Annotated in this window: 15 protein-coding genes and 1 pseudogene; 11 read left to right on the forward strand and 5 right to left on the reverse strand. The window is 71.5% G+C overall.

Translation table 11 applies throughout. From position 1 onward, the window contains the following. Nucleotides 1-427: 427 nt before the first annotated feature. Nucleotides 428-589: a hypothetical protein gene (locus ACFXKZ_RS34045; protein WP_380005673.1), complete on the reverse strand. Its 162-nt coding sequence runs from the start codon at nucleotides 587-589 to the stop codon at nucleotides 428-430. A 91-nt stretch (nucleotides 590-680) separates the two neighbouring features. After that, nucleotides 681-1,172 carry a VOC family protein gene (locus ACFXKZ_RS34050; RefSeq protein WP_380005675.1) on the reverse strand — a complete coding sequence of 164 codons (492 nt, stop codon included), beginning with the start codon at nucleotides 1,170-1,172 and terminating at the stop codon, nucleotides 681-683. A gap of 164 nt (nucleotides 1,173-1,336) precedes the next feature. On the opposite strand from ACFXKZ_RS34050, the gene ACFXKZ_RS34055 reads away from it, so the two are divergent. After that, nucleotides 1,337-1,798, forward strand: a complete 462-nt coding sequence (locus ACFXKZ_RS34055) for a GNAT family N-acetyltransferase (protein ID WP_380006095.1) — start codon at nucleotides 1,337-1,339, stop codon at nucleotides 1,796-1,798. Between the two features lie 196 nt (nucleotides 1,799-1,994). On the opposite strand, the gene ACFXKZ_RS34060 is transcribed toward ACFXKZ_RS34055, so the two are convergent. Further along, nucleotides 1,995-2,459 (reverse strand): hypothetical protein, encoded by a 465-nt coding sequence (locus ACFXKZ_RS34060; protein ID WP_380005677.1) that lies wholly within the window; start codon nucleotides 2,457-2,459, stop codon nucleotides 1,995-1,997. Between the two features lie 528 nt (nucleotides 2,460-2,987). Here ACFXKZ_RS34060 and ACFXKZ_RS34065 point away from each other — a divergent pair. Together ACFXKZ_RS34065 and ACFXKZ_RS34070 are read left to right on the forward strand one after the other, a co-directional pair. Then, nucleotides 2,988-3,221, forward strand: coding sequence for a hypothetical protein (locus ACFXKZ_RS34065; protein WP_380005679.1), 234 nt, complete (start codon nucleotides 2,988-2,990; stop codon nucleotides 3,219-3,221). A gap of 1,068 nt (nucleotides 3,222-4,289) precedes the next feature. Further along, entirely contained in the window at nucleotides 4,290-4,415 is a 126-nt protein-coding gene (locus ACFXKZ_RS34070; RefSeq protein WP_380006123.1) for a hypothetical protein, read from the forward strand. Here ACFXKZ_RS34070 and ACFXKZ_RS34075 read toward each other — a convergent pair. Then, nucleotides 4,416-4,664 (reverse strand): annotated as a pseudogene (locus tag ACFXKZ_RS34075) (SAM-dependent methyltransferase); the annotation flags it as partial. It abuts the gene before it with no gap. A gap of 421 nt (nucleotides 4,665-5,085) precedes the next feature. Between ACFXKZ_RS34075 and ACFXKZ_RS34080 the strand changes: the two are divergent. Both ACFXKZ_RS34080 and ACFXKZ_RS34085 read left to right on the forward strand, forming a co-directional pair. After that, nucleotides 5,086-6,654 carry a hypothetical protein gene (locus tag ACFXKZ_RS34080; RefSeq protein WP_380005681.1) on the forward strand — a complete coding sequence of 523 codons (1,569 nt, stop codon included), beginning with the start codon at nucleotides 5,086-5,088 and terminating at the stop codon, nucleotides 6,652-6,654. 1,110 nt (nucleotides 6,655-7,764) lie between these two features. After that, nucleotides 7,765-8,013 carry a hypothetical protein gene (locus ACFXKZ_RS34085; RefSeq protein WP_380005683.1) on the forward strand — a complete coding sequence of 83 codons (249 nt, stop codon included), beginning with the start codon at nucleotides 7,765-7,767 and terminating at the stop codon, nucleotides 8,011-8,013. A 96-nt stretch (nucleotides 8,014-8,109) separates the two neighbouring features. On the opposite strand, the gene ACFXKZ_RS34090 is transcribed toward ACFXKZ_RS34085, so the two are convergent. Further along, a complete protein-coding gene (locus ACFXKZ_RS34090) occupies nucleotides 8,110-8,442 on the reverse strand; it encodes a hypothetical protein (RefSeq protein WP_380005685.1) in 333 nt (110 codons plus the stop codon). 509 nt (nucleotides 8,443-8,951) lie between these two features. Between ACFXKZ_RS34090 and ACFXKZ_RS34095 the strand changes: the two genes are divergently transcribed. The 6 genes from ACFXKZ_RS34095 to ACFXKZ_RS34120 are packed head-to-tail and all read left to right on the forward strand — an operon-like array spanning nucleotide 8,952 to nucleotide 22,969. After that, on the forward strand, nucleotides 8,952-10,121 hold the full coding sequence (locus tag ACFXKZ_RS34095) for a ComEC/Rec2 family competence protein (RefSeq protein ID WP_380005687.1): 1,170 nt from the start codon (nucleotides 8,952-8,954) through the stop codon (nucleotides 10,119-10,121). A gap of 19 nt (nucleotides 10,122-10,140) precedes the next feature. Further along, complete coding sequence (locus tag ACFXKZ_RS34100; RefSeq protein ID WP_380005689.1) at nucleotides 10,141-14,469, forward strand: DUF6603 domain-containing protein; 4,329 nt, start codon at nucleotides 10,141-10,143, stop codon at nucleotides 14,467-14,469. Between the two features lie 7 nt (nucleotides 14,470-14,476). Then, a complete protein-coding gene (locus ACFXKZ_RS34105) occupies nucleotides 14,477-16,741 on the forward strand; it encodes a hypothetical protein (RefSeq protein WP_380005691.1) in 2,265 nt (754 codons plus the stop codon). Beyond that, nucleotides 16,738-20,970, forward strand: coding sequence for a discoidin domain-containing protein (locus tag ACFXKZ_RS34110; RefSeq protein WP_380005693.1), 4,233 nt, complete (start codon nucleotides 16,738-16,740; stop codon nucleotides 20,968-20,970). The genes ACFXKZ_RS34105 and ACFXKZ_RS34110 overlap by 4 nt, the downstream gene beginning before the upstream one ends. Next, entirely contained in the window at nucleotides 20,967-21,476 is a 510-nt protein-coding gene (locus ACFXKZ_RS34115; RefSeq protein WP_380005695.1) for a hypothetical protein, read from the forward strand. The genes ACFXKZ_RS34110 and ACFXKZ_RS34115 overlap by 4 nt, the downstream gene beginning before the upstream one ends. Beyond that, a complete protein-coding gene (locus tag ACFXKZ_RS34120) occupies nucleotides 21,473-22,969 on the forward strand; it encodes a hypothetical protein (protein WP_380005697.1) in 1,497 nt (498 codons plus the stop codon). The genes ACFXKZ_RS34115 and ACFXKZ_RS34120 overlap by 4 nt, the downstream gene beginning before the upstream one ends. The last annotated feature ends 306 nt before the right edge of the window (nucleotides 22,970-23,275 follow it).

The following is a 23,275-nucleotide window of genomic DNA, read 5'->3' on the forward strand; positions in this document are numbered from 1 at the left end:
GGTTGTACCCGGGCGCCCGGTCGATCGCCTGCATGCCAGGGATCTCCGATCGGGAGTCAGGGGGGTGTGTGAGCGGTCGTTGGTTGTGAGGTGTGAGATGCCCTTGGTCTTCACCTTCCGGACCGCGACCCGCGTGGGGTTGCAGGGAACCGGAAGGACGAACCTGCTGACCGGCGATCCGCGTTCGGGCGTCCACCCACCGCCCCGATCGAGGCGGCACCGGGAGCGGTGTCCTTCGCAGAGCGCGTGCTCGGTTCCGGTTCCCGCGATCCGATTGCCCTCCCCTTGGTCACCACCGCCTCGACACTCCCGCGCGGCACCTCCGGTTGGGGCCGACGTCGTGCAACCGCGCACCCCGGCATCCCTCACCGGCTCCGGCCGGGTACCCGGCCGCGCGGCCCACGTGTCGTGGCTGCGGGAGTGGGTCTCAGGCGGCGAGGGTGATGTGAAGGGCGTCGAGGCCGTCGCGGTAGATGGTGGTGAACAGGGCCACGGCCTCGGCCTCGGTGGCGCCGTCGGGGTTGAAGCGGCCGGACCACTGGACCTCGGCGGCATGCGCGGGCCAATGCAAATGCGGGCATTCGCTCACCGCCGATGATGGGCGAGGGCGGTGGACATGCGGACGCGGGTGGGATCCTGGATCGTGTCGGTCCGGATCCCACCCGCGCCGGTCGGGCGCCTCAGGCGGCGAAGCCGCCCTCGGGCCGGATGATCTCCAGGTTGGTGCCGTCCGGGTCGTTGAAGTAGGCGACCCTGGTGCCGAGCGCCGCCTCCGGCGTCACCTCGCCCGCGATGAACGTGTAGTCGTCGCCGAGGAAGCCGTAGCCGGCCTCCTTCATCCGCCGGTACACCGCGTCGAAGTCGTCCACCCGCAGGCACAGATGCATCGAGCCCGGACGGTTGGCGGCACCTCGGGTCGGCTCGCCCGGCGGGTTGCGGAACTCGATGAGGTCGATGCCGAGGCTGTTGTCGAGGTTGATCGTGGCGTAGCGCAGCTCCGCGGTGGACAGGCCTTGCGACCCGCCGAACGGCACGCTGTGCATGGTCCCCGAGGCAATGGGCTCACGCCCGGTTAGGGCCCCGTAGAAGGCGATCGAGGCGTCCAGGTCCGACACCGAGATCCCGACGTGGGCCGCCCGGGTGAGGTTCATCGGGGTGCTGGAAACGGTCATGACGATTCCCTTCGTTCCGAACCCTGAGCTGCGGCGTGAAGGGGCTTGTTCCGATTCCGTGGCCGTGTTCCCATCACACCGTGAACATCGAGAACTCCGGGGTGCCCGACGAGCGGCCGGGCCATCGCGTCCGGTGGAGGGCGGATGGCGACATCGAGGAGTGCGTGCGCGTCCTCGCGGAGGTCCACGCCCGCGACGGCTATCCGGTGAACTGGCCCGATCAGCCCTACGAGTGGCTGTCACTCGGTCCCTCGTTGGGCTCCTGGGTCGCCGAACTCGATGGGCTCCTGGTCGGGCATGTCTGCTTGTCGCGGGCCGGCGACGGCGATCTGGCCCCAGGGCTGTGGAGCCGGCGAGAGGGGACGGCGCGGAGTACCACCGCCGTGGTAGGCAGACTCTTCGTCGCGCCGCAGGCGCGGGGACATCGGATCGGTGCGGCGCTGCTCGACCGGGCGGTGGAGGAGGCACGGCATCGCGGCCTGCACCCGGTGCTCGACGTCGTCACGTCCGACACCGCCGCGGCAGACCTGTACGAGCGACTGGGCTGGCAGCTGATGGACACGGTCGAGCAGCAGTGGAGCGCACACCAGACGGTGGCCATCCGCTGCTACGCGGCACCGACGTGACATGCGTCGGCCGGCCTCGAAGCGTCACCCGGAGCACAGAGCGGGTCTCCGGCTGCTCGATCGGGTCGGGTGTACGCCGCCGGGTCCGCGGGCGTTCGGTCGTCGCGGTGCGGGATCCCTCGTACCGCGGCTGCGGGCCGTGGCGGGCGGCGCCGGGCGATGGGGTGTCATCGCCCGGTGGCCGGCGCGCCGGGGTTCAGGTCACCGGTTGGCACACGGCGTAGACCACGTAGGAGCCCGTGGTGCCGGCCGAGTTGTTGAAAGACACGGTCCATGTGTCGGCGGCGGACGGGTAGGACTCGTACACCTGGGCGGTGAGGTTGTTGCCTCCGAGGGGCGTCTTGTATCCACCGCCCGTGATGGCCGTTCCCGAGGGGCAGGTCGCGGTTCCCGTGTTGAGCCCGGACGTCAGTGTGTGGGTCGTCTGGACGATCCGGGTCGGCCGGGTCGGCCCCGGGGGGCCGGCAGGACCCGCGGGCCCCGCGGGACCGGGAGGTCCCGGAGGGCCGGGTTCCCCGGCCGGGCAGTTGTGCGGGCAGTCCCCGCCTCCGCCGTGACCGTCCTCGTGATCGGCCGCGGCAGGGTGCGCCACGACTCCCGTCAGCAACGCGGCGGCCAGCACCGAAGGGGCGGCGTTCCGCAGCAGAGCCAGGTATCTCACCGTGTCCTCCAAGGGGGGTATCGGCCTTCGAGGTTGCCCGTACGCCGAGCGCGAGAAACAGACGGGCGAATGGGCGGGGACCGACCGCGGCAGCCGGCCGGTCGTCCCCGAGCGGGGCAGACTCTCCCGGGGCCGTGAACGGGACCGACCCGAACGGCAGTTCGGTTCTCCACTCCGAGGCGCTGAACCCACCCACGAGTGGCCCTGAAAAGTGGCCGGTGGGCTGGGGCTTGTGAATCTGGTCGCATCCGTCGAAACGTATTCGCGGATGGATCAAGGAAGGCCCCCCGCATGAGGATCAGTCGAAGGCTCCCCGCAATCCTTCTCACCACCGCCCTCGCCATCGGTATCGCCGGCACCGGGCCGGCCTTCGCGGACGGGGGCGGAGGCGGGGGCGGAGGGCACGGCTCCTGCCCGGAACACGAATGCCAGGGCTCCCAAGGCCCTCCCGGACCTCCCGGACCCCAAGGCCCTCCCGGACCTCAGGGCCCTCCCGGCCAGAACGGCGTGTCCGGCCCCAGCATCACGGTGAACGGCCCATCCGTCCCCACCGACGGCACAAGCGTCGCCACGGCACTCTGCCCGACCGGCTACACCGTGGTCGGCGGCGGATACACCTCCGACGGCCCGAACAGCTACCTCGGCCCCGGCGAAAGGGGACACCCCAACAGCACCAACACGGGCTGGCAGGTCCCCGCCCCGCTCGACAACACCCCCGGAGCCGCCATCCACGCCTGGGCGATCTGCCTACCGATCGGATAAGCCCCGGACCCACCCGGCCACGCCCCGGGATCCACACACACCGGGCCGGCGCCGTGCCTCGTACCGCGTGTCGCGCGAATCGAGTGGGGCGGTACCGCCCGACGACGGGTCGTGGACCCGGGGCGAGCGACTTTGGGAACCGACCGGTGTGCGGGCTGTGCCCCACGACACGGACACCGAACGGCCCCGACCACACGTACGCGGTCGGGACCGCGACCGTTGCCCGCGTGGGGGCCGCCGTCGCGGCGGCCGTGCGCTACGTCGAGGGTGGACAAGCCACCACACGAACCCGGTACCGGTGCCGACGACGGGTACTCGAGGCGGGTTCGGGGGAGCGATCTTCCTCGACGTGGGCTCGGTGAGTGTTGCGGGGCGGTCGGTATCACGGGCGGATCACCGTCGGCGTAAGTGAACTCCGCAGCGGGGGCGATGGTCGGACGATGGGGGATGACGGCGAAGGCGCAGGCGTGGGTGGGCGGTGTGGTGGCGGGTGCGGCGCCGGCCGGACTGGCGGTGTCCCTGGCCGGGGCGCGACGCGAACGCCCTGCGTCGCGCGGGCAGTCGGTCCAAGGCAGCACGATCGGCGGCGGCATCGCACAGGTGTCCGGCGCCGGCGGCAACGTGCGAATCACCCGCCGCGGCACCGAACCGGTCGTCCCGCCGCCGATGATCCGGCCCGGGGCGTTGCCGCGGACTGCGCCGGCCGGATGGCTCGAGACGTCGGACGAAGCACGCGACGCCCGGGGCGCGGTACCCGAGTGCGGGGCACCGTGCGGGCTTCGAGCGTTTCACCGTCGCCACGGCATCGAGCCGGACCCGACCACCGAGAACCGACGCACCGGCCTCGAACCACCCGATCGGACACAGGTGGAATTCCCTCGCCGTCCCGGTGTTCGAACCGCCCTACCCGGGTCCCGACGTGCCCAGGACACGGCTCGCTCGTTGAACCGACCCAGCGCCCCAACCGGGAGCACACGATCCACACGTCGCACACCCCACCCGGCCCGCAAACCCATCCCGCTCACGACCGACGTCTACGCCCTGGACGCGGAATGGCAACGGGATGCAGTGGAGTACGGAAACGAACAGCGCTGCGACGGGGCACTCCAGGTCGAGGGTGGCGCGGAGGTCGCGGTGGTCGAGGAACTGCCGGATCCCGTGCTCGCGCGCCGGCATCCGGACCGCACGTCGTAGGAACGCGCGGTCGTTGAGCGCGAGGGCGCGGATGTCGGGGGCGACGCGCAGGAGTTTCGAGCAGGCGCGGCGGTCGGCGAGGTAGTTGTCGGTGCCGCCGAGGAGGTAGCCGTGCATGCGGGCGACGCTGGGGGTTTTCGTGTCGATCGGAAGTGGGCCGGAATCGGTGTCCTGGTCCAGGGTGTCCCCTCGACGTCCGCGCCACTCCCCCGCCGGGGTGACACGCCCCCAAGCTAGGGAACCGGGCATCCGGTGGTGGGCAACTCCCGTGGGTGGACGCGGGTTTCGGGGCCTGTTCGTGCGGCGCCGGCGCGGATTCGGGCGCGCGAGGGCGCGCGGCGTCGCGTTCTCCGGTGATCGTCAGACCCGGTCGTGCAGGGTGCCTCGTGGTCGAAGGCAACGATGTGGCGCACGCGTTCGAGCCGGTCGACGTCGACCGGTACCGCCACCGCTCCGCCGATGAAAATATCACCCTTTCTTCTTAAACAGGGCAACTCACAGGATGGATGGTGACAAGCTGATTTGGCATCGTAACGCCAGGTATTTCAGGGCGACTTGCATACTGCTCGTGCGCCCCGTGTTTCGTTGCGTTCGTGACGGGCCGGCCCGGTCCTCGTACAGCGGCGGCCCGCACGGACAGGACCTCGAACTGTCCCAGGGGAGGAACACCTTGCCCATCCGAATTCGGCTGCCGCGCGGCTTCGCCGCCATAGGCACCGCCCTGCTCGCCACCCTGTTCGCCGCGGTCGCCGTTCCGCTCACGGCGTCAGACGCCGCAGCGGCATCCCCCATCTGCCTGAGCGGCAAACTCCAGTACGACTACCAGTCGGCCGAAGCCGGCACGAACAAGCCCACGATGACCAAGCCGGTCCGTAAGGCGAACGCCCAACTGTGGGGCAAGGAGAAGTCCACCGACGCCCCGCGCCAACTCACCCCCGACTACCAGTACACCGGCGTCGACGACGGCGGCTTCAACCTCTGCTACACCCCCACCTCCACCACCTCGATGAGCAGCATGTGGGTGCGGTTCCACACCGAGAGCACCAAGCTGTGGAAGGTCGGCAACACCACCGGAACCCCCTACACCCTGGACTCACCCACCCAGGCCGACATCTCCACCGGCGTCAACCTCGGCACCCTCAAGCCGACCGCCGGCACCGCGCGGGCCTGGCACGCCTTCGACACCGTCAACCTCCTGTGGTCGAGGCGCAACAACTCCGTCAGCGACTGCTGGTCCACCCACGAAGCGAACAACAACGCCTGCACCGAACTCAACATCCGGTGGACCGCCGACTCGGTCGACGGTCCGTTCTACGACCTGGCCAACACCGTCCACCTCTCCGCCGCCGACCCCGACTCCGAGCACACCGTGCTCCACGAGGGCGGCCACTTCCTCCTGCATCGCCTGTACGACGGGTGGTGGCCGAACGTAACCGGCTGCAACCCGCACTACATCGAGAAGGCCAGCTCCGGCACCTGCGCCTGGGTCGAGGGCTTCGCCGACTCCGCCGCCGCCTACCTCCTCGGGGACTACCGCTACGTGTGGCCCAACGGCGACAGCCGGAGCTTCACCTACTCCACCGGCTGGGACACCGGGGACCAGGTCCAGGGCAACGTGGACGGCTCGCTGCTCGACCTGTGGAACAACATCGACGGCGGCTGGAACGGCACGATCAGCGTGCTGACCACGCACACTCCCTCGACATTCGCCGACTACTTCAAGGCCGTTCGGCCCACCGCCAACCCCCCGCTCGCCACCACCGGAAGCGCGCTGACCCGCCTGGCCGCCCACGCCATCGACTACGGTCCCACGATCGTGGGCGACGGCCGAACCCACGCCCTCACCAACGGCGGCGGTCTGGCCATGGAACGCGTCGGGCAGTGCGGTGCGTCCGGCAGCGCCCCCGCCAACCTCTACACCTACGATCCCACCAGCACCAGACAGCAGTGGACGCTGAGGGCGAACGGGAACGGCACGGCGAAACTCATCGACGGCTGCCCGGACGCACTCGTGCTGACCGCGCCCTACAACGCCGGCGAACAGGCCACCCTGCGGGCCGTCAACTCCTCCAACGCCTGGCAGGAATGGCAGGTCACCCAGAACAGCAGCGGGACCTTCACGATCACCAACCCGGCCAGCGGATTCACCCTCGACAGCGCCTCCGTCACCATCGGCGCCGCCGTCATCACCAAGCCGACCGCCAACACCACCACCCAGAACTGGGCCGCGCTCAACTGACGGCCGACAACCCCCATGGCGCTCCTGCGGCCTCCGGCCGTCGGAGCGCCCCTCTTCGGTACGGCCCGACCCCGCGACCGGCGTGATCATCCGGACCCACACCGCCCCGCCGGCAATACCCGCTATCCCTGCCCGGGACCACCGTCTTCGGGGAACGACTCCCTCGAAGAGCGCGGCATTCCGGAACTGTGCCTTCGCGAACTCACCGGTAGCAGCCTCCTCTTCTCCGAACACCTGCCGATCGGCGGCCGGCTCGAACTGCCCTACACCACACCCGGCTCGACACGGCTCGCCCGCCAGGAGCGGAACCACGAGGTCTGGGCAGTCGCGCAACGGCGGCCAACTCCTCCGAGGCCCCCTCTCGGATAAGTGCGCCTCGTGCACACCCGGTTGACCCGGCCGGGTCGCGTTCCGCCGGACGTCCCGGCAGGTCGACGCCCCGGGCGTCCCACGGTGTCCCAGCGGACTTCGCCGGCCCGGCATCGAAATGGCCGGCCGGCTCCGTGGGGTGGGGGGAGCGGGACGGGGCAGACCTGTCCGCGAACGCCAGGGCCGTGTCGACGACGCCGTCGCCCTCCCGCGCACCCGGGAGTCCACGTCGGCCGGCAACCGCGACGCGCTCGCCGACCTGCTCGCGCGGCACGGCCGGTTCGAGGAACTGCGCGCTTATGCGATGGTCGAAAACCACGCCCACGCGGCGGGGCGTCTGGTGGAGTGGCTCGAGGAACGCGGCGACGTGGAAGGAGCGATCACGGTGCTGCGGGATCGCGTGGACACGCGGGCCGGCTTCTCCCGCCCCGAGGTGCACCTCGCGGTTCCTGGAGCGGCACGGCCGCGTGGAGGAGGCGATCGCGGTGATGCGGGCCCTGGTCGACGCCGACCCGGAGGACTGGACCGTGTCCATGCTGTGCACCCTGTACGCCGACCACAGCCGGGCCCGGGATGGCCTGGCCCATCTCGACGTCCTGATCCCCGGGGCAGCAGGACTGGGAGTTCTTCGGCAGCCGGATCGCGCTACTGGCCGCGTGCGGGCTGCCCGAGGAGGCGATCGCCCAGGTCCGCGCGCACCCCGAGGGAGGCAGCTGGTACGCGGCGTGGAGCATCGCCGAGGTGCTCGCCGACGCCGGTCGGCCCGAGGATGCCGTGACCGTGCTCGAACGGCACCCCACCGCCAACCCGGAGTTCCTGGCCCGCTATTTGACCGACCTCGGCCGCATCGAGGAAGCCGTGGCCCACCTGCGACGGCCCCGCCCCAGGCCGGTCTGGCCGGCGGCGACCGGTGGCACGGACACTCCCCCGTTCCGAACGTCGGTGGATCGTGACGTCCGGCGCGCCATCGTCACGTCGACGGCGCCCTGACCGCGTTCACGCGCCGATCGAGCCGTGCATTGGGTCCCTCGCTCAGCGGCGCCGGGCGGGCTGCGGCGGTGCAACCCGGGGCTTGGATACCCCGGGTCACAACGATCGCGTTTCCGCCGGAAACACCCGAGATTGCCGAGTGCGGATGCCGGAGTTCGAACGCAGGCGCGGCGCCTGCACGATCTCGGGCCGGCCAACCCCGAGGCTCCTGCCTGGGAAAGGCTGGAGGCGAGGCGAGGCCGGGCATCGCCTTCCCCCGGCGGCTGCAAGCGGTTCGTCGACGCGGTAGGGCCGTGCCGGCTGAACGAGCGCCGGGGTGTGTTCGAGGTTGCGGATGGCGGCCGGCGGCAGCGCGCGTTCGGCCATGACCAGGTGCAGGGCGGCGGCGGGCACGTCCAGGCCCATCAGGCCGGCGGTGGTCAGCGTCATGCCCAGGCGGTAGTGCAGCACGACGGCGTCGGCCTGGTCGGGCGGCAGGGCCCGGTGCAGCGCGTCGCGGACGGCGTCGGGGGCGACGGCGGCGGCAAGGGTGGTGTGTGCAGGACGCGCCAGGCGCGTCCTGCCGGGTCGGCGGAGCGCAGGATCTCGTCCCAGCACTCTCGGGCGACGGGGAGGATTCGGCCATCGCATGGCGAAATATCGCTTTGTGGTACCGAGTGATTGCGAAGTGTGATCTGATCGGGACCTGGCAGAGCCGTAAGCAGTGTCAGGTCACGCGCGTAGAGGGCGAGGGGCGTCTCGTGCCGTTGTCCGGGGTGGATCCGCTCGTCGGTCATGCGATGCGGAGGGGAATTCGTCCCGCGCCCGGATAGGGCCCGACTCCCGAGGCGCGCCCGGCCGTCGTGACCGAGCCGCACTGCCCGGCCGCCGGGTCGCCCGGTCGACCTGTTGTCCAGCCGCTCCGCTGCTTTGCACATCCGAGATGTCTGGAGTCTGCGATGGCCATTCCCGTGCCACCCGGCCCCCACGCGAGGGTGATCTTCGTCGGTGTCGGTCAGGGTGACTGCACCCTGATCATCTTCCCCGACCCACCGCACGGCACCGGCGAGGTGGTGTTGATCGACTGCGGCTCCACCAAGGGCGCACGCTGCCTGATCACCACCCCCACGCAGGAGGTCGTGGACGCCCTCACCAATGTCAAGCGCCTCCTCGCCACCTTCGTGCCGAGGAAGACGATCGACTACCTGTTCATCTCGCACGCCGACGAGGACCACTACAACCTGCTGGTGCGCGCGCTCGACGGATTCACGGTGAAGTCCGCCTACTACACCGGGGTGCTGGAGGACTACCAGAACGGTCGCGACAAGTCCGGCGGTCTACCGAACGCCACCTACCGGTGGCTCCAGGCCAACCGCGCGCAACCACTGCCCAATTCCCTCGCGTTCAGCGGACCCCCGGCCGGCGGGGGCACCGGGGTGCCCTGGCAGTACGGTCAGCCGATCGTGCGCCTGGGCACCGACGAAGGGCTCTACGCCGTGGCGGCCAACGCCACCGGCACCTACGCGACGCGCAAGGCGAAGTGGGAGAAGTGCCTGGCCCCGGCGACGGATCCGCACGAGAAGACGCGCCTGCGGAAGGAACTGGAACGCTACGACCCGAACCCGGACAGCGCGGTGCTGGCGCTGGTCTACAAGAAGGCCGTGATGGTGTTCGCCGCGGACTCGACAATGGTCACCGAGGACTTCATCCTCGCCAACTGGGCACCCCGGCTGCCCTCGGCGAACGTCACCCTCAAGATGGGGCACCACGGCAGCGACACCTCCTCCCGCGAGCGATGGATCAAGCTGATCAAACCGCAGCGGCTCACCGTCAGTTCCGGGACCAAGTCCTTCAACGGCTCGGGTATCCCCAAGATCAGCCACCTGGAACAGGTGAAGACGTGGTCCGGCGTCGTCCAGCCCGCCGAACCGCACGAGTACACCTACTTCGACGACCGGGCCGCGCCGAACCCGTCGTTCCTGGTCGATCAAACCGACCGGGCCGTGTTCACCTCGCAGTTGATGGTCAACCCGGACTGGACGTCCACGACACCGGACGACGAGCGCTTCATCTGCGGCACGTGGCATCTGACGCTCGACGCCGCCGGCAACGTCATGATCGGCTACTGAGACCCGGAGGGACAACGCCATGGCGCTGACCACAGACGAACTCCGGCGCAGGTTTCCCACGATCGGCGGCGAATTCCGCCTGACCGCCGCGGAACTGGCCGTGCCGGGCACGGAAGACCTCTTCGGCACCTACCTCGGCGGCCCGCTGACCGTGACCGCAGTCACCGCCGTCGACCCGGAACACCTCACCCTCTCCGGGGCGGCGACCGTGCCCGGCCTGACCCCGGGCGCCGCGGCGACGGTCACCTTCACCGCGAACACGACGGCATCGCCGCCGGTGGTGGCCGGTCTGACCGTCGACGTCACCCTGACCAGCGCGCCCGACCCGGGCGAGTGGGAGATCGACCTCCCCTACCTCCAGCTCGAAGCCGGCTTCCTGCGCGCCTACGGCTTCGACCGACTGTTGTTGGTGTTGTCCGCCGAACCCGGCGCCGACGACGTGGTATCCACGGTCGCGACCGTGGGCGGCGACCTGCCGTTCGCCGCCGGGGAAGCGGCGCTGCGGTTGCGCACGCTCGTGCAGACCGGGCCGGCCGCCAGTACGTACACGTTGCACGGCGCGTTCGCCGGAGTGGGCTTCACCACCCTCGGCGACCTCGGCCAACTCGTCCCGGGAGTACCCGCCGGCGGCTTCGTGCTGCCCGACCTGCCCGGCCTGCCGCTCCCGGCCACGCTCGAACTCCTGGAATTGAGCGTCGTGTTCACTCCCGACGCGCAGCGCGCGGCGGCCGGGCTCGATCCCGTGCTCGGCGCGTCGGTGCGGGTGGGCATCCCGGCCCGCTGGGACCTGATCCCCGGCGTGTTCGACGTCGAGGAGATCGACGTCGAGTTCGGCATCGCGTCCCCGCGCAGCACCGGGGCGAACGTGCATGCCCGGCTCGGTGGCGTTCTGCGCATCGGTGACGCCTTCGTCGGCGTGTCTGTCTCCGTGCCCGAACTCGACCTCACCGCCGAGTTGCTCCAACCGCTCCCGCTCGCCGACGTGCTCGCCCTCTTCGTACCCGGCGCCCAGATCCCCACCGGGACGGTCGAGGCGTTCGGGGCGTGGCTCGACGCGCGGTCGAAGGACTTCGGCGTCGAACTGGACCTGGCGGGCGACTGGGAGATCGGCGACGTCTTCGCGCTCACCGGCATCACGCTGTCCGTCGAGGGCACCGGGACCGCCGGCCGCACCGTCGGGCTGAGCGCCGAGGCCGCCGTCGGCGGGACCCGGCTGAGCATCGCGGCCCGCTACGACAACGGTCTGTGGCGATTCTCCGGCATCGCCAACGATCTGGTCCCCGCCGACCTGTTTGCCCTCTTCGACGTGACGCCACCCGCTCTGCTCGCGGACCTGACGGTACGTGAGACCAGGGTCTCGTTCGACAGCGGCGGCCGGGAATTCGACCTCGGCTGCTCCTGTGTCTTCCCGCTCGGCGACGCCGACGCCGTGCTCGACCTGACCGCCCGGCTGACGCGTCGGGCGGCCGGCGGGTACGACAAGAACGTCGCCGGCACGCTGACCGTGCAGGTCCCCGACGGTCACGACGCCCCGCGCACACTGGTCTTCGCCGTCGAGTACCACGAACAGGGCCCGGCGGCGACGATCACCGGGACGTGGCACGCGGACGAAGGCGTCGCGCTGACCGACCTGGTGGCCGCGCTCGGTATCGAACTGCCCGACCTGCCCGCGGTGTTGCGGCCCGTGCTCACCGCACTGTCGGTGCGGTACGAGTCCGCGACGGGCCGGGTGCTGCTGACCGCCTCGACCGAACACACGGGCTGGGTCTACGCCGCCCGCCCCGGCACCGGTCCGGGTGCGCCCCGGGTGCACGCGGCGGCGGTGCGCGCCCGGCTCGGGGCACGCGCCTCGGACCTGCCGCTGGTCGGCGAGGCGATCCCGCCCGGCGCGGACCTCGTCGTCGACGGCATCGCCTTCACCTCCACGCCCACCGGCTGGGACGCGCCGCAGGCCGCCGCGATCAACGACGCGTTGCACCGGATCGACTCCGGCCGCGAACGTCGACTGCCGCGTTTCGCCGGCGGCACCGCGGCCGGGCCCGGCTTCGCCGTGCAGATCGAGCTGAGCATCGGCGGGGTGGCGCAGGACCCGCTGCTGCTGCCGATCACCACCGGCCCCGGCGGCAGGCTCGTGGCCGCCGCCCGAACCCCGCTCACGGTGCACGCGGCACCGGCGGACACGGGCGCGCGCGACCTCGACCTGACCTTCGGGGCGGTGCGGATCTCGCGAATCGGCGTCGGCCTCGCGGACGGGCGCATCCTCGTCGCGCTGGACGCCGTGCTGTCGGTGGGCCCGGTCCGGCTCGTGCTGATGGGCCTCGGCCTGGGCATCGACGGGGAGTTGACCGTCTCGCCCCGACTACGCGGCGCCGGTGTGCAGTTGGACCGACCGCCACTGCGGATCAGCGGCATGGTCGAGCGCCGCACCGGTTCGGAGGTGGCCCCCGGCCTGACCGAACAGTTCATCGGACTCGCCTCCATCGAGACCGGATTCTTCGCCCTGCACGCCGCCGGCTCGTACGCCAAGGCCGCCGACGGCTGGTCGTCGATGTTCCTGTTCGGCGAACTCTCCGGCGGCGAGCGGGGGTTGTTCGGCCCACCCCCGTTCCGGGTGATCGCCCTCTCGCTCGGCTTCGGCGTCAACAGCACCGTCCGCACCCCGACCATCGCGGACGTCGGCACCTTCCCGCTGGTCAACCGCCTGGACGGGAGCGGCAGCGGCGACACCCCGGAACAGGTGCTGGAGAAACTCGCCGGTCCCGGCGGCTGGATCACCCCGCGCGAGGGCCGGTACTGGGGCGCGGGCGGCATCGAGTTCAGCTCGTTCGAGTTCATCCGCTCCCGGGCGCTGCTCCTGGTCGAAGGCGGCGAACAGTGGAAGGTGCTGCTGATCGGGCGCACCACGATCGACCTGCCGCGCAACAAGGCCGCCGCCAAACCGATCGCCCGCGTCGTGATCGACCTGGCCATCGGATACCACCACGACCACGGCCTGTTCTCGATGGACGCCGTCATCGCGCCCGGCTCCTACGTCATCGACCCGGCGGCCGAACTCACCGGCGGCCTGTCCCTGTACATCTGGGGCAAGGACCGCACCGCCGTCGGCGGCGGCAAGGGCTTCGTGTTCACCCTGGGCGGCTACCACCCGCGGTTCAAACGACCCGCGTACTACCCCAACCCGCCCCGCGTGGGCTGGCGTTGGGCGATCGGGCCGGTGGCCATCCGCGGCCAGGTGTACGCGGCGCTCACCGACGGCGCGTTCATGGCCGGCGGCGAGTTGTCCGCGAACTACGACAAGGGACACGGCATCAAGCTGCAAGCCTGGTTCACCGCCTGGCTGGACGCGCTCGTGCAGTGGAAACCCTTCTACTTCGACCTGTCGATGGGCCTGAGCATCGGCGTCGCGGCCACCGTCAAGGTGTTGTTCATCCGCGTGCGGGTGTCCCTGTCGGTCGGGGTGTCGCTGGACCTGTGGGGGCCGCCGATCGGCGGCCGGGCCCGGATCAAGGTGTGGTTCATCGGCTTCACCATCGGCTTCGGCACCGACCGCGCCGGTGTACCGGCGATCGAATGGCTCGAGTTCGCCGTGCAGTTGCCCGCGCCGCTGTCGATCGCCCCGCTGGCCGGACTGCTGGTCGACGTCGACCCGGAGGAGACCGCGAGCCGGTCCGCGGCGGGCGAGCCGCTCCTGGTCTCCGGCGACGGATTCACCGTACGCACCGAGTCCGCCGTGCCCGCGAGCCACATCACCCTCAACGGCAAGACCTTCGCCGGCAGCGCGGACGACACCATCGACATCCGGCCGATGGGCGCCAAGGGACAGGGCGTGGTCTCCGAACACCACGTCACGCTCGAGCGGTTCGACACCGAGTACACCCCCACCGGATGGCGCGTCACCGTGCACCGGCAGGACATGCCCAAGGGCATGTGGGGCGCGCCGTTGGGCAAGCCCACCGACGTGCTCGACGGCGACGGCCTGCTCACCGACCGCCCGGCCGGCATCACCTTCGAGATCCCCGAACCCGAACTGGGCCCCACCGTCGGCTGGGTCGACGGCAAGGCACTGAAGGCCGACGGACTCCCGGACGCCGAGATCCCACGACTGGGCGCCCACCCAGAGGGGCCGCCGTCGATCCCCGACGACGAGGGCGAAGGCAGTATCCGCGCCATCGTCGACCCGGACACCGGCATCGCCGCGCGCACCACCGCCGAACGCCGCGCCTCGGTACACGCCGCCCTGGCCGCCCTCGGCCTCGCCCCCGGCACCGACGACCCGCCGACCCACTACGCCGACCTCGCCAGGAGCACGTTCACCACCGCGCCCATGACCACCACAGCCGAGAGGTGAACCGACGTTGAGCGGTACCGAAGACCTCCTCGTCGCCTTCCACGACTACCGTCGCCCGCTCGCCCCGGCCGGCGTCTACACACTCACGGCGGAGCACCACCTGACCAAGGGCGGCAACCGGGTCGACGCGAACCCGGCCATCCCGACCACCACGCGGCAGTTCGAGATCCGCGCGGTCCGGTTCGTGCTCGACCCGGCGTCCGTGCACGCCCACTACCCCGCCGAGGGCGCCTCGGGCGACTTCCGCCGTACCCTGCCGCACATCACGCTGGACCGCTCCATCCTGCCCTGGGAACGGCTGACCAAGGGCCGCGCCGTACCCGAACAGGCGCCCTGGCAGGCGCTGATGGTCTTCCGGGCGGGCGAACTGCCCGACGACCCCGAGGGAATGGGCCGCACCACCACCCGTACCGTCGCCGAACTGCGCGACCCCGGCGCCGGCATCCTCGGCCCCGACCTCAGCGACGAGGGCATCACCCCGGGCGTCGCGGCGAGCCGCTGCCAGAGCATCGACGTGCCCGCCGCGCTGTTCACCGCGCTTGTACCCCGCGAGGAGGAACTGCACTACCTCGCCCACGTCCGCGACGTCGCCACCAAGCCGCGACTCCTCGACGACGGCGAGATCCCGACCGAGGGCCGGTACGCCGTCCTGGCCGCCAACCGGCTCCCCCGGCACACCGGCACCTACACCGCGCACCTGGTCTCCCTGGAGGGCTTCGACGGCAAACTCGACCCCGGCGGACTGGGCGCCGGCATCCGGTTCGTGCGGCTGTGCGTACTGCACTCGTGGACGTTCACCAGCGACCCGGCCGGCACCCGCGACGCCGCCGCGCTGCTGGGCAACCTCGTCGCACCCGCCCGCACCGACCGGGAGAACCTGGCGCTGCGCCTGCGCCCGAATGCCCAGGTCGCGGCCCGATCCACCGGGGACGCCGAGGACTACACCCGTCGCCGACTGCACCTGGGCTATACCCCGGTGCCGTACCGGCTGCTGTCCGGGGAGACCACCTACGGCTGGTACCGCGGCCCGTTCGTCCCGGTGATCGCCGCCGAGACCCGCGACTTCGCCCGGGACGAGCCCAAGACCACCGCCGACCACGCGTTGATCTACGAACCCGAACACGGCCTGTTCGACGTCTCCTACGCCGCCGCCTGGACCCTCGGCCGCACTCTGGCGCTGAGCGACCCCGACTACAGCGAGGAGATCACCCGCGCCCGGCGCGAACTCGCCAACACCGCGGCGACCGTGATGGCCCGAGCCGCGGCCGGCCGGGCGCCCGCCGACGGCGACTCGGACGGGCGGACCCTGCGCGAGTTGGCCGATCCCGGCTTCGCCGCCCGCCTGCTCGACGCACTCGGCCGCCCGCCGGCCACGCCCGACCGGGCGGCCCCGACGCCGACGCGACGCCGGCGGACCCGCCCGACCCGGCAGGGCGCCCGCGCCGCACTCGCGGCCGAAGCCGCGACGGCGGCCCTGACCGCCGCCGCCGAACGACACACCCGTACCCTGCCGGCCTGGCTGGACGAACTGACCCTGCTGCGCCGCGTACCGTTCAACTACCTCGTCCCACACCCCGCGATGCTCCCCCCGGAATCGATCAGACTCTTCCGCATCGACGAGAACTGGATCGAGGCACTGCTCGCGGGCGCGCGCGACGTCGGCGTACACAGCTCCCTCGACGCCCTCGTCGACACCGCGCTCACCGCCGTTGTCGACCAACGCCGCACTCGCACCCGTACCGGGGCGGCCGGCCGCGCCGGACTGCTGATCCGCTCCGAACTCGTGCAAGCCTGGCCGGTGTTCGACCTCATCGCGAGCATCGCCGGCGCCGACGTCGGCGAACTGCGCCGCGACCACCTCGCCCCCGACACCCTGCTGGTGCTCCTGGACGCCGTCCCCGACGAGATCGTCATCCGCGAACCCGGCCAGGGCATCCACTTCGGCATCGACAGCAAGGAGGGGGCCGGCGACAACAGCGTGATCAACCTGCGCAACCACCGGCCCGGCGACAACCTCGGCCACCCGCTGCGCCGCAACTACCCGGCCGAGGGCGGCCTGCTCACCCGCCACCTGCGCCTGCCGCACGAGGGCGACGTCCCGCAGGTACTGGCCCTGCGCGGCGACCGGGGCCTGGTGCCCGCGCTCGCCGCCGGGCTCGACCCCGCGCTGCGCGACCTCGCCCCCGGCGAGTTCGCCCTGCAACTCGTCAACGCCCCCGTCGAGCAGCGCCTGACCCTCGACCCCGCGCCGGACCGGGAGAGCGCCCGATGACCGACACCGACCCGAAGACCCACGCCGACGCCACGACCGGCAGCGCCTCGACGGCCGACACCGACCTGATCGTCCCCGTCGAGGTCCACGCGCTCCTCGCCACGCGTGACGTGGCCGCGTACGACGACTTTCGTCGCTGGAGCCCGCGCTACCCGTGGACGTTCGCCGAGGAGTTCCGCAGCAACGCCGAACCGCCCGTCCAGTACGCCGAGGGCAACCCCGAAGAGGGCATCCATGTCCAGTGGCAGTTGCCCGAGGCGCTGAGCACCGGCGTGATCGACGCCGCCACCGGTGTCAGCAAGTTCCCGCTCGTGCCCAACCGTTGGCTCGTGGTGCGCTACGCCGAGGTGCGGGGCACGCTGAAGGCCGCCGGGTTCCTGGTCCACTCCGACTACCTGGAGAAGGCCGACGGCGGGCCCGTGGAATCGGCCTTCACCCCGTTCGTGGACCCGGCCTCCCCCAAGGAGCGGCCCCGCGCCGACTACATCGGCCGGGTGCATGCGCTGAGCGAGGGGCCCTGGCGCGAACCGGCCGCCCGGCCGCTGTTCCTCACCGCCATCGGCAGCGGACTGCCCGCGTTCGCGGCGTTCGCTCCGTACCACGAGAACGTCTTCCTCTTCCACGACACCCTCGCCGACCTGAAGGCCAACGACAACTACCCACCGCCGTGCACCGTGAGCTACCAGGTGATCGGCTGGTACAGCCGGGACGACGCCGACATCCTCGCCACCGCCCGCGACATCGCCGGCCTGCTGCCCCCCGACGCCGACCCCGACGACCCGGCGGACGTGCTCCGGGCGCTGGGCTGGGCCGCACCCGACGGCATGCCGAGCACGATCACCCGCACCCGGTACGTCGGTACCGCCCTCGGCATCCCCTGGGACCGCGAGGGTGGACACCCCGAGTCCGACCGCCCCGCGAGCGGAAACGTCAACGTCGCCATCGGCCACAGCACCGCCGACGCCGTCGCCGCGCTCGCCGCGCAGCCGACCGGCGACACCGACCTCGCCGACCGGGTCCGCGCCCTGTTCCACGGCAACCCCGACGAACTCGACCACCCCGACGGGCAGGTCTCCCTGGACGAGATCACCCGCCGGTCGTGGTTCAGCGGACACGACGGCGGCGCCCGCTGGCAGGTGGTCAACCGCCCCGGCGGACAGGCCGACAGCCAGGCCCCGCCGCCCGCGCAACCGGACTGGATCGCCGACCTCAACGGCGACCAGGACGACTACGACCGGGCCGGCCACGACCTCGCCGCAGCGCAGTGGCGGCTCTGGCGCCTGTGGTGGTTGCGCCACCTGCCCGAGACGCGCCGCCCGCTCGACTTCGACCTCGACGAAGCCGCCTGGGACGCGCGCATCCGGGACGCCGGCACGCGGGTGACGGACTGCCGGGCCGAACTCGAACGACTCGCCCCCAAGGTCCCGCACGGGCTCACCCCCGAAGCGCTCCGGGCCGCGATCGATCGCCACGCCGAAACCCGCGGACTACCCGCCGAGTTGGAGCTGAAGCGCACACCTCGGCAGAGCTACCACAGCCCTGCCGACCCGGTCCTCGCGCTCACCGGCTCGGGTACGTCACAACCGCTCGGCCGGGACGAGGACGACCCGCTGCCCTGCCGATTGCCGTCCCGGCTGCTGACCCGGGTGAAGATCAACGGCGTCTGGGCGGACGTCTCCGCAACCCCGTTGCTGCCCGCCAACACCCCCGAACTCCCCGGCGACATCGGGGCGTTGGTGGCGGAGTTCGCACTGCTCGACCGGGCCGTGCGTACCCCGGCGGCCGGTGGCGAGCCCGCGCGCACGGCGCTGCACGCCGTCGTCGCCGACCGGGACGCCAACTCCGTGGGTCCGTGGCCCGAATACACCGGGGTGTGGCGGCAACCGTGGCTGCCGCTCTACCTCCAGTGGGAGGTCAAGTACTGCGCCACCCCGTACCGGAGTCCGGACACCACGCTCAACTGGGAGTTCGGCCCCGGCCGCGACGGCGACCCCGAACCCGACATCCACCGCTACCGCTGGAAGGGTACGAACGCGGCCGAGGGCGACGGGGACGGCGGCCGACGGTGGACCGCCTTCGGCGCGCGTGCCTTCGTCACCCCCTCCACCCGCTACGTACTGCGCGAGCAGGCGCGCCGACTCGCCGGCCACGCGCCGCCGGAGCTTGCCCGGCAACTACGGTACATGCGCGAGGAGTTGGAGACCCTGGATGTGCTCTCCCAGAGCCTCGACGGCTTCCACGACTGGCTCCTCCAGCAGGACGGCGCCGCCCAGGCCGTCACCGACGCGTCCGTCCTGGCCCTGGCCGGCGAGACCAACCACGTCCCCGACGGCGCGGAGGGTCATGGCACGCGGCGTTTCCAACCGGTACGGGCCGGCCAGTTCCACTTCATCGAACTGATCGTCGTCGACCGCTTCGGCCGGGTGTGCTCGCTGGTGCAGCCGGTCGGCAGCCAACCCATCCACTTTCCGCTCGTGCGGGCGGAGAGCGTGGTGCCCGATCGCGATCTGTTCCTCGACCCGCCCGGCCCGCAGCGCTTCGTGCAACTGCCGCCCCGGATCGGGCAACCGGCCCGGGTGCGGCTGGATCCCGTGCCGCTGCGGGTCGACGAGCCGCCTGCGGAGGTGGATGGGGCCGGGACCGGGGCCGTCGAGGTCGCGGGATCGGCCGGCGCCGAGACACCGGTGACCGGGTGGCTGCTGGTCAACCACCTCGACCGGACCCTCCTGGCGTACGGCCCCGACGGGGAGCCGTTGGGCGAACTGCGGGTGGTCCGCGACGTCGACAACATCCGTACCACTGCCTGGAATACGCTTCCGCACGCGCCGTTCCGCCACCCGGACGACGACGACTTCGCCGCCGCCTACCCGCACCTCGCGGCCTTCGCGCGCGGCCTGCTCCGCCACCAGCCGGCGGCGTTCGAGGCACTGACCGAGACGATCGACACCGCGCTCGACCACATCGTCGAGCCCGCGCCCGACGAGGACCGGTCCCCGGCACGGTTGATCGGTCGCCCCATCGCACTCGTCCGGGCCCGGCTCAACCTGGACCTGATGGGTGAGCCGCTGAGCGACCCGAGTTGGAAACGTGCGCTCGTGCCGGCGGGCGAGCCCTACCCCGACGAGCGTGAGTACCCCGACTACCGCGACTACCCGGACTATCGCTGGACCGTGCGCCTGGGCGATCCCGACCGGCTCTCCGACGGACTCATCGGCTACTTCGCCGCCGACGACCACGACCTGCGCACCCGGTACCACCGCTTCCACGCCGTCGACCCGAACGGTCCGGCCAACACGTACGTCACGGCGATCGGCACCGGCGCCCACCTCACCGTGCCGGCGCGGCCCGCCGATCGTCCCGCCACCCATCACCTGACCCTGCTGGCCTGCCCGCACACCGCCGTGCACGCCACCACCGACATCCTGCCCGTCGCCGAGGTCGGGGTGGACGCCGACACCACGCATCGGGCCCTGGCCCGGATCCGCGCCTCGTTCCGGCTCAACCCCCTGCTCGCCCCCGACCGCTTCGGCCCGCCCACCGCCTCGGCTTCCGCCGAGGCCGGCGCCGGGCATCCCGCCGCCGCGATGGTCGACGGCGACCCGAGTACCTCCTACGAGAGCGCCGAACCGCCGGTCGCCGGCGACTGGGTCGGCCTCGACCTGCACGTGGAACGGGAGGTGGAGGGCGTCGACATCCTCCTCGGCAGGGCCGACGGCAGTGGTATTCCGGCGGCGACCGAACTGGAGGCATCGGCGGATGGCGAGCAGTGGACCGTGTTGCGGGGCTACGGCCGGGTGGCCGAGATCCACCACGATGTGGAACCCCCGCTCGCCGTGCGCTTCCTGCGGCTGCGGTACACCGCCGTTGCCGACGAGCCGTGTGCGGTCCGGGAGTTCGGCGTGCGGGCCGAGCCGCCGGACAGCTCCCTCGTGATGCCCCGTCCCGCCGCCTGGCACGGCGAGTGGACCTGGGCCGAGCCGATCGTGGTGGACGGCACGGCCGACGGCGCGGCACTGCCGCACTGGGACGAGCACGTCATCCACAACGCGGACCCGTTGTCCCACCCCGACGCGCCCTTGCCGGTGGCCCGTTCGGGCTACCTCCAACTGCAACCGGCCGGGTCGGTGCGCAGGCGCGCTGCGGCGGCGGGCGGCGGGGGTTCGCCGGCTCCGACGGTGGCCCCGACGGCCGCACCGGTTGCCCCGGTCGAGGAAGGAAGTGCTTCGTGACCAGCCCCGATTCGGCGCTGCTGCTCCCGTACCGCTTGGAGCACACCCCGGCGCCGGCCACCCGACCCGAGGAGACGGCCCTCCACCGCGTCCGGCTCACCGTCGGCGACGACCCGGAGGGCCGCACCGCCTGGCCGGTGCGGTGCGCGCGGATCGCCCTCGCGCTCCCGACCGCCCCCGACGCGGTCGTACGGACCGGCGAACCCGTGATCCTGCGCACCCGACTGGACGTGCGACGCGGCCCCGGGCGCGGCCGACAGTGGCTGGTCGAAACCGGCACCACCGACCCGACCACCACCCTCCTCACCCTCACCCCCGCCGAACCGGCCGGTTTCGACGGCAGTTGGACCCTCACCCTCATCCTCGACATCAGCACCCCGCTCGGCACCCTGAGCCGGATCACCGAGGACACCGCGCCGGGTGACGGCCCCCCGCAGCGCCGCGCCGGGAACACCACCCTCACCACCGCCACCGCCACGCCGTCCGAGAGAGTTGGAGAGCCGTGACCACCGCCGCCCTTCCCATGCTGCTCCCGCCCGCCATGGTGCCCGAGCCGGGGACGCCGAACGTCTCGACGTTCGCCAAACCGGAGTACGCCAAACTGACCCTCACCTACGGCAAGGTGAAGTCGGGCGGCACCTGGCCCGTGCACTGCAAGTGGTTCAAGGTCCGGATCCCGACCGGCCGTCAGGCATCCGCGCTGACCAGCGAACCGGGACTGATCAAGTACGAGTTGACCGTCCCCGCCGGCAAGCGGCAGTGGACCGTGGACCGCGACACCCGCGACCCGAACCAGGTGATCTTCACGTGTTCGCCGCCGCCGGACGAGCCCGCCGCGTTCGACGGAACCTGGAGCGTCGTCCTGGAGTTGTGGGGCATCGAGGTCAACGGCGGAGTCGGCCCGGTCGACATCGTCTGGGAGGAATCGACGTCGACCACCGGAGCGACCGGCCGCTTCGAGGAGCGCGAGGGCCGAGGCGAAGTGCGCAAGCGCGACGACTCGTTCTACCTGCACAGCTTCCGACCGGCCACCGTCGCCATCGCCCGCAACACCAAGGCCACTCTCCTGTGGGACGGCACCCCACACGCGACGTACACCATGTACTACCGCAAGCCGGACGGCACCCAGGGCTCCGCCCCGGCGAGCAACGGCAGTTGGACCTCCCCGGTGGCCCTGGTCGACGACTCCAGCTTCACCCTCGAAGCCAAGATGGGCAACGAAGTCCGCTACCTCACCACATACATCAAGGTCAACACCCCGGACATCGCCGTCGCCAGCGTGGCGGCCCCGACCACCGCAGGCACCATCGCCGTCAAGAACACCCTGGCGCTCGAGGGCAAGGCCGGGCTGACCATCCCGCAGAACGGCGGCCAGATCACCGTCTTCGGCGCACTCACCGCGAAGGCCGGCCCGGCGGCAACCACGGGCGAACTCACCGCCAACGGCCCGCTCACCACGAACAGCACCATCACGGCCAAGGGCAACGTCACCATCGAGTCGGGCAAGTCCCTGACCGTCAATGGCAACGTCACCGTCGACCCCGGCGCCAACGGATACATCTGGCTCAAGACGGGCCGCCTGGACATCAAGGACACGGCCAACATGAACGTCTACGGCACCCTTGCCGTCATCAAGGTCAAGTCCACGATCAACGGCGCCTTCACGGTCGAGAACAGCATCAGCCAGACGTCGGGTTCGATCAGCACGACCGGCAACATCACGGCTACCGGCAACATCACCGCAGGCGGCAACCGGGTGCTTCGGGCGAATGACACGCTGCGCTTCATCAGCCACACGAACAGGCACCTCGAGGAGCGGGCAGGGGGTTCGCAGGAGTACCTGCCCGTCGAAACCTGCAAGACCCTCTACTTGAACTCCCGCTGGAAGACGATCCACGTCTCCTCGTCCCGCGCAGCCGAAGGAACACCCGAGGACGGCCAGGAACCCGTGGACGTCGAGCAGGAGAAGGAGATGCCGACCGCCGACACGGAGAGCTGACCGCCGGGGTCGGAGGATACGACGCGGGCCCGTCGGGATGGCCCGACGGGCCCGGAAGGCGCCGTGCGGTCAGACGCGTTGCCGCTCGATGACCGTCCTCGGCGCGGCGAGCGATTGGTCTCGGTCGCGATACCGGACCGGTTGCTCGGCTGCGGCCGTGTCGGCGATGGTGGCGGTGAGGCCGAAGTCGCGGACGGTGGGGCGTTGTTGGCCATCCCACCGGCGCCAGGCCGTCTCGACCTCGTCCCACAGGCGTCGTGGTCCGCTCTGGGGCTCGGGGCCGGTCGGGGATCAGGGTGCGCTCCA

This window comes from Embleya sp. NPDC059237, assembly GCF_042754105.1.
Classification (GTDB): domain Bacteria; phylum Actinomycetota; class Actinomycetes; order Streptomycetales; family Streptomycetaceae; genus Embleya.

Excerpts from the sequence above, each read along its gene's own strand:
- ACFXKZ_RS34050 (WP_380005675.1), bottom strand. The coding sequence starts at position 1,172 with ATGACCGTTTCCAGCACCCCGATGAACCTCACCCGGGCGGCCCACGTC.
- ACFXKZ_RS34090 (WP_380005685.1), bottom strand. The coding sequence starts at position 8,442 with ATGACGCTGACCACCGCCGGCCTGATGGGCCTGGACGTGCCCGCCGCC.
- ACFXKZ_RS34095 (WP_380005687.1), top strand. The coding sequence starts at position 8,952 with ATGGCCATTCCCGTGCCACCCGGCCCCCACGCGAGGGTGATCTTCGTC.
- ACFXKZ_RS34100 (WP_380005689.1), top strand. The coding sequence starts at position 10,141 with ATGGCGCTGACCACAGACGAACTCCGGCGCAGGTTTCCCACGATCGGC.
- ACFXKZ_RS34110 (WP_380005693.1), top strand. The coding sequence starts at position 16,738 with ATGACCGACACCGACCCGAAGACCCACGCCGACGCCACGACCGGCAGC.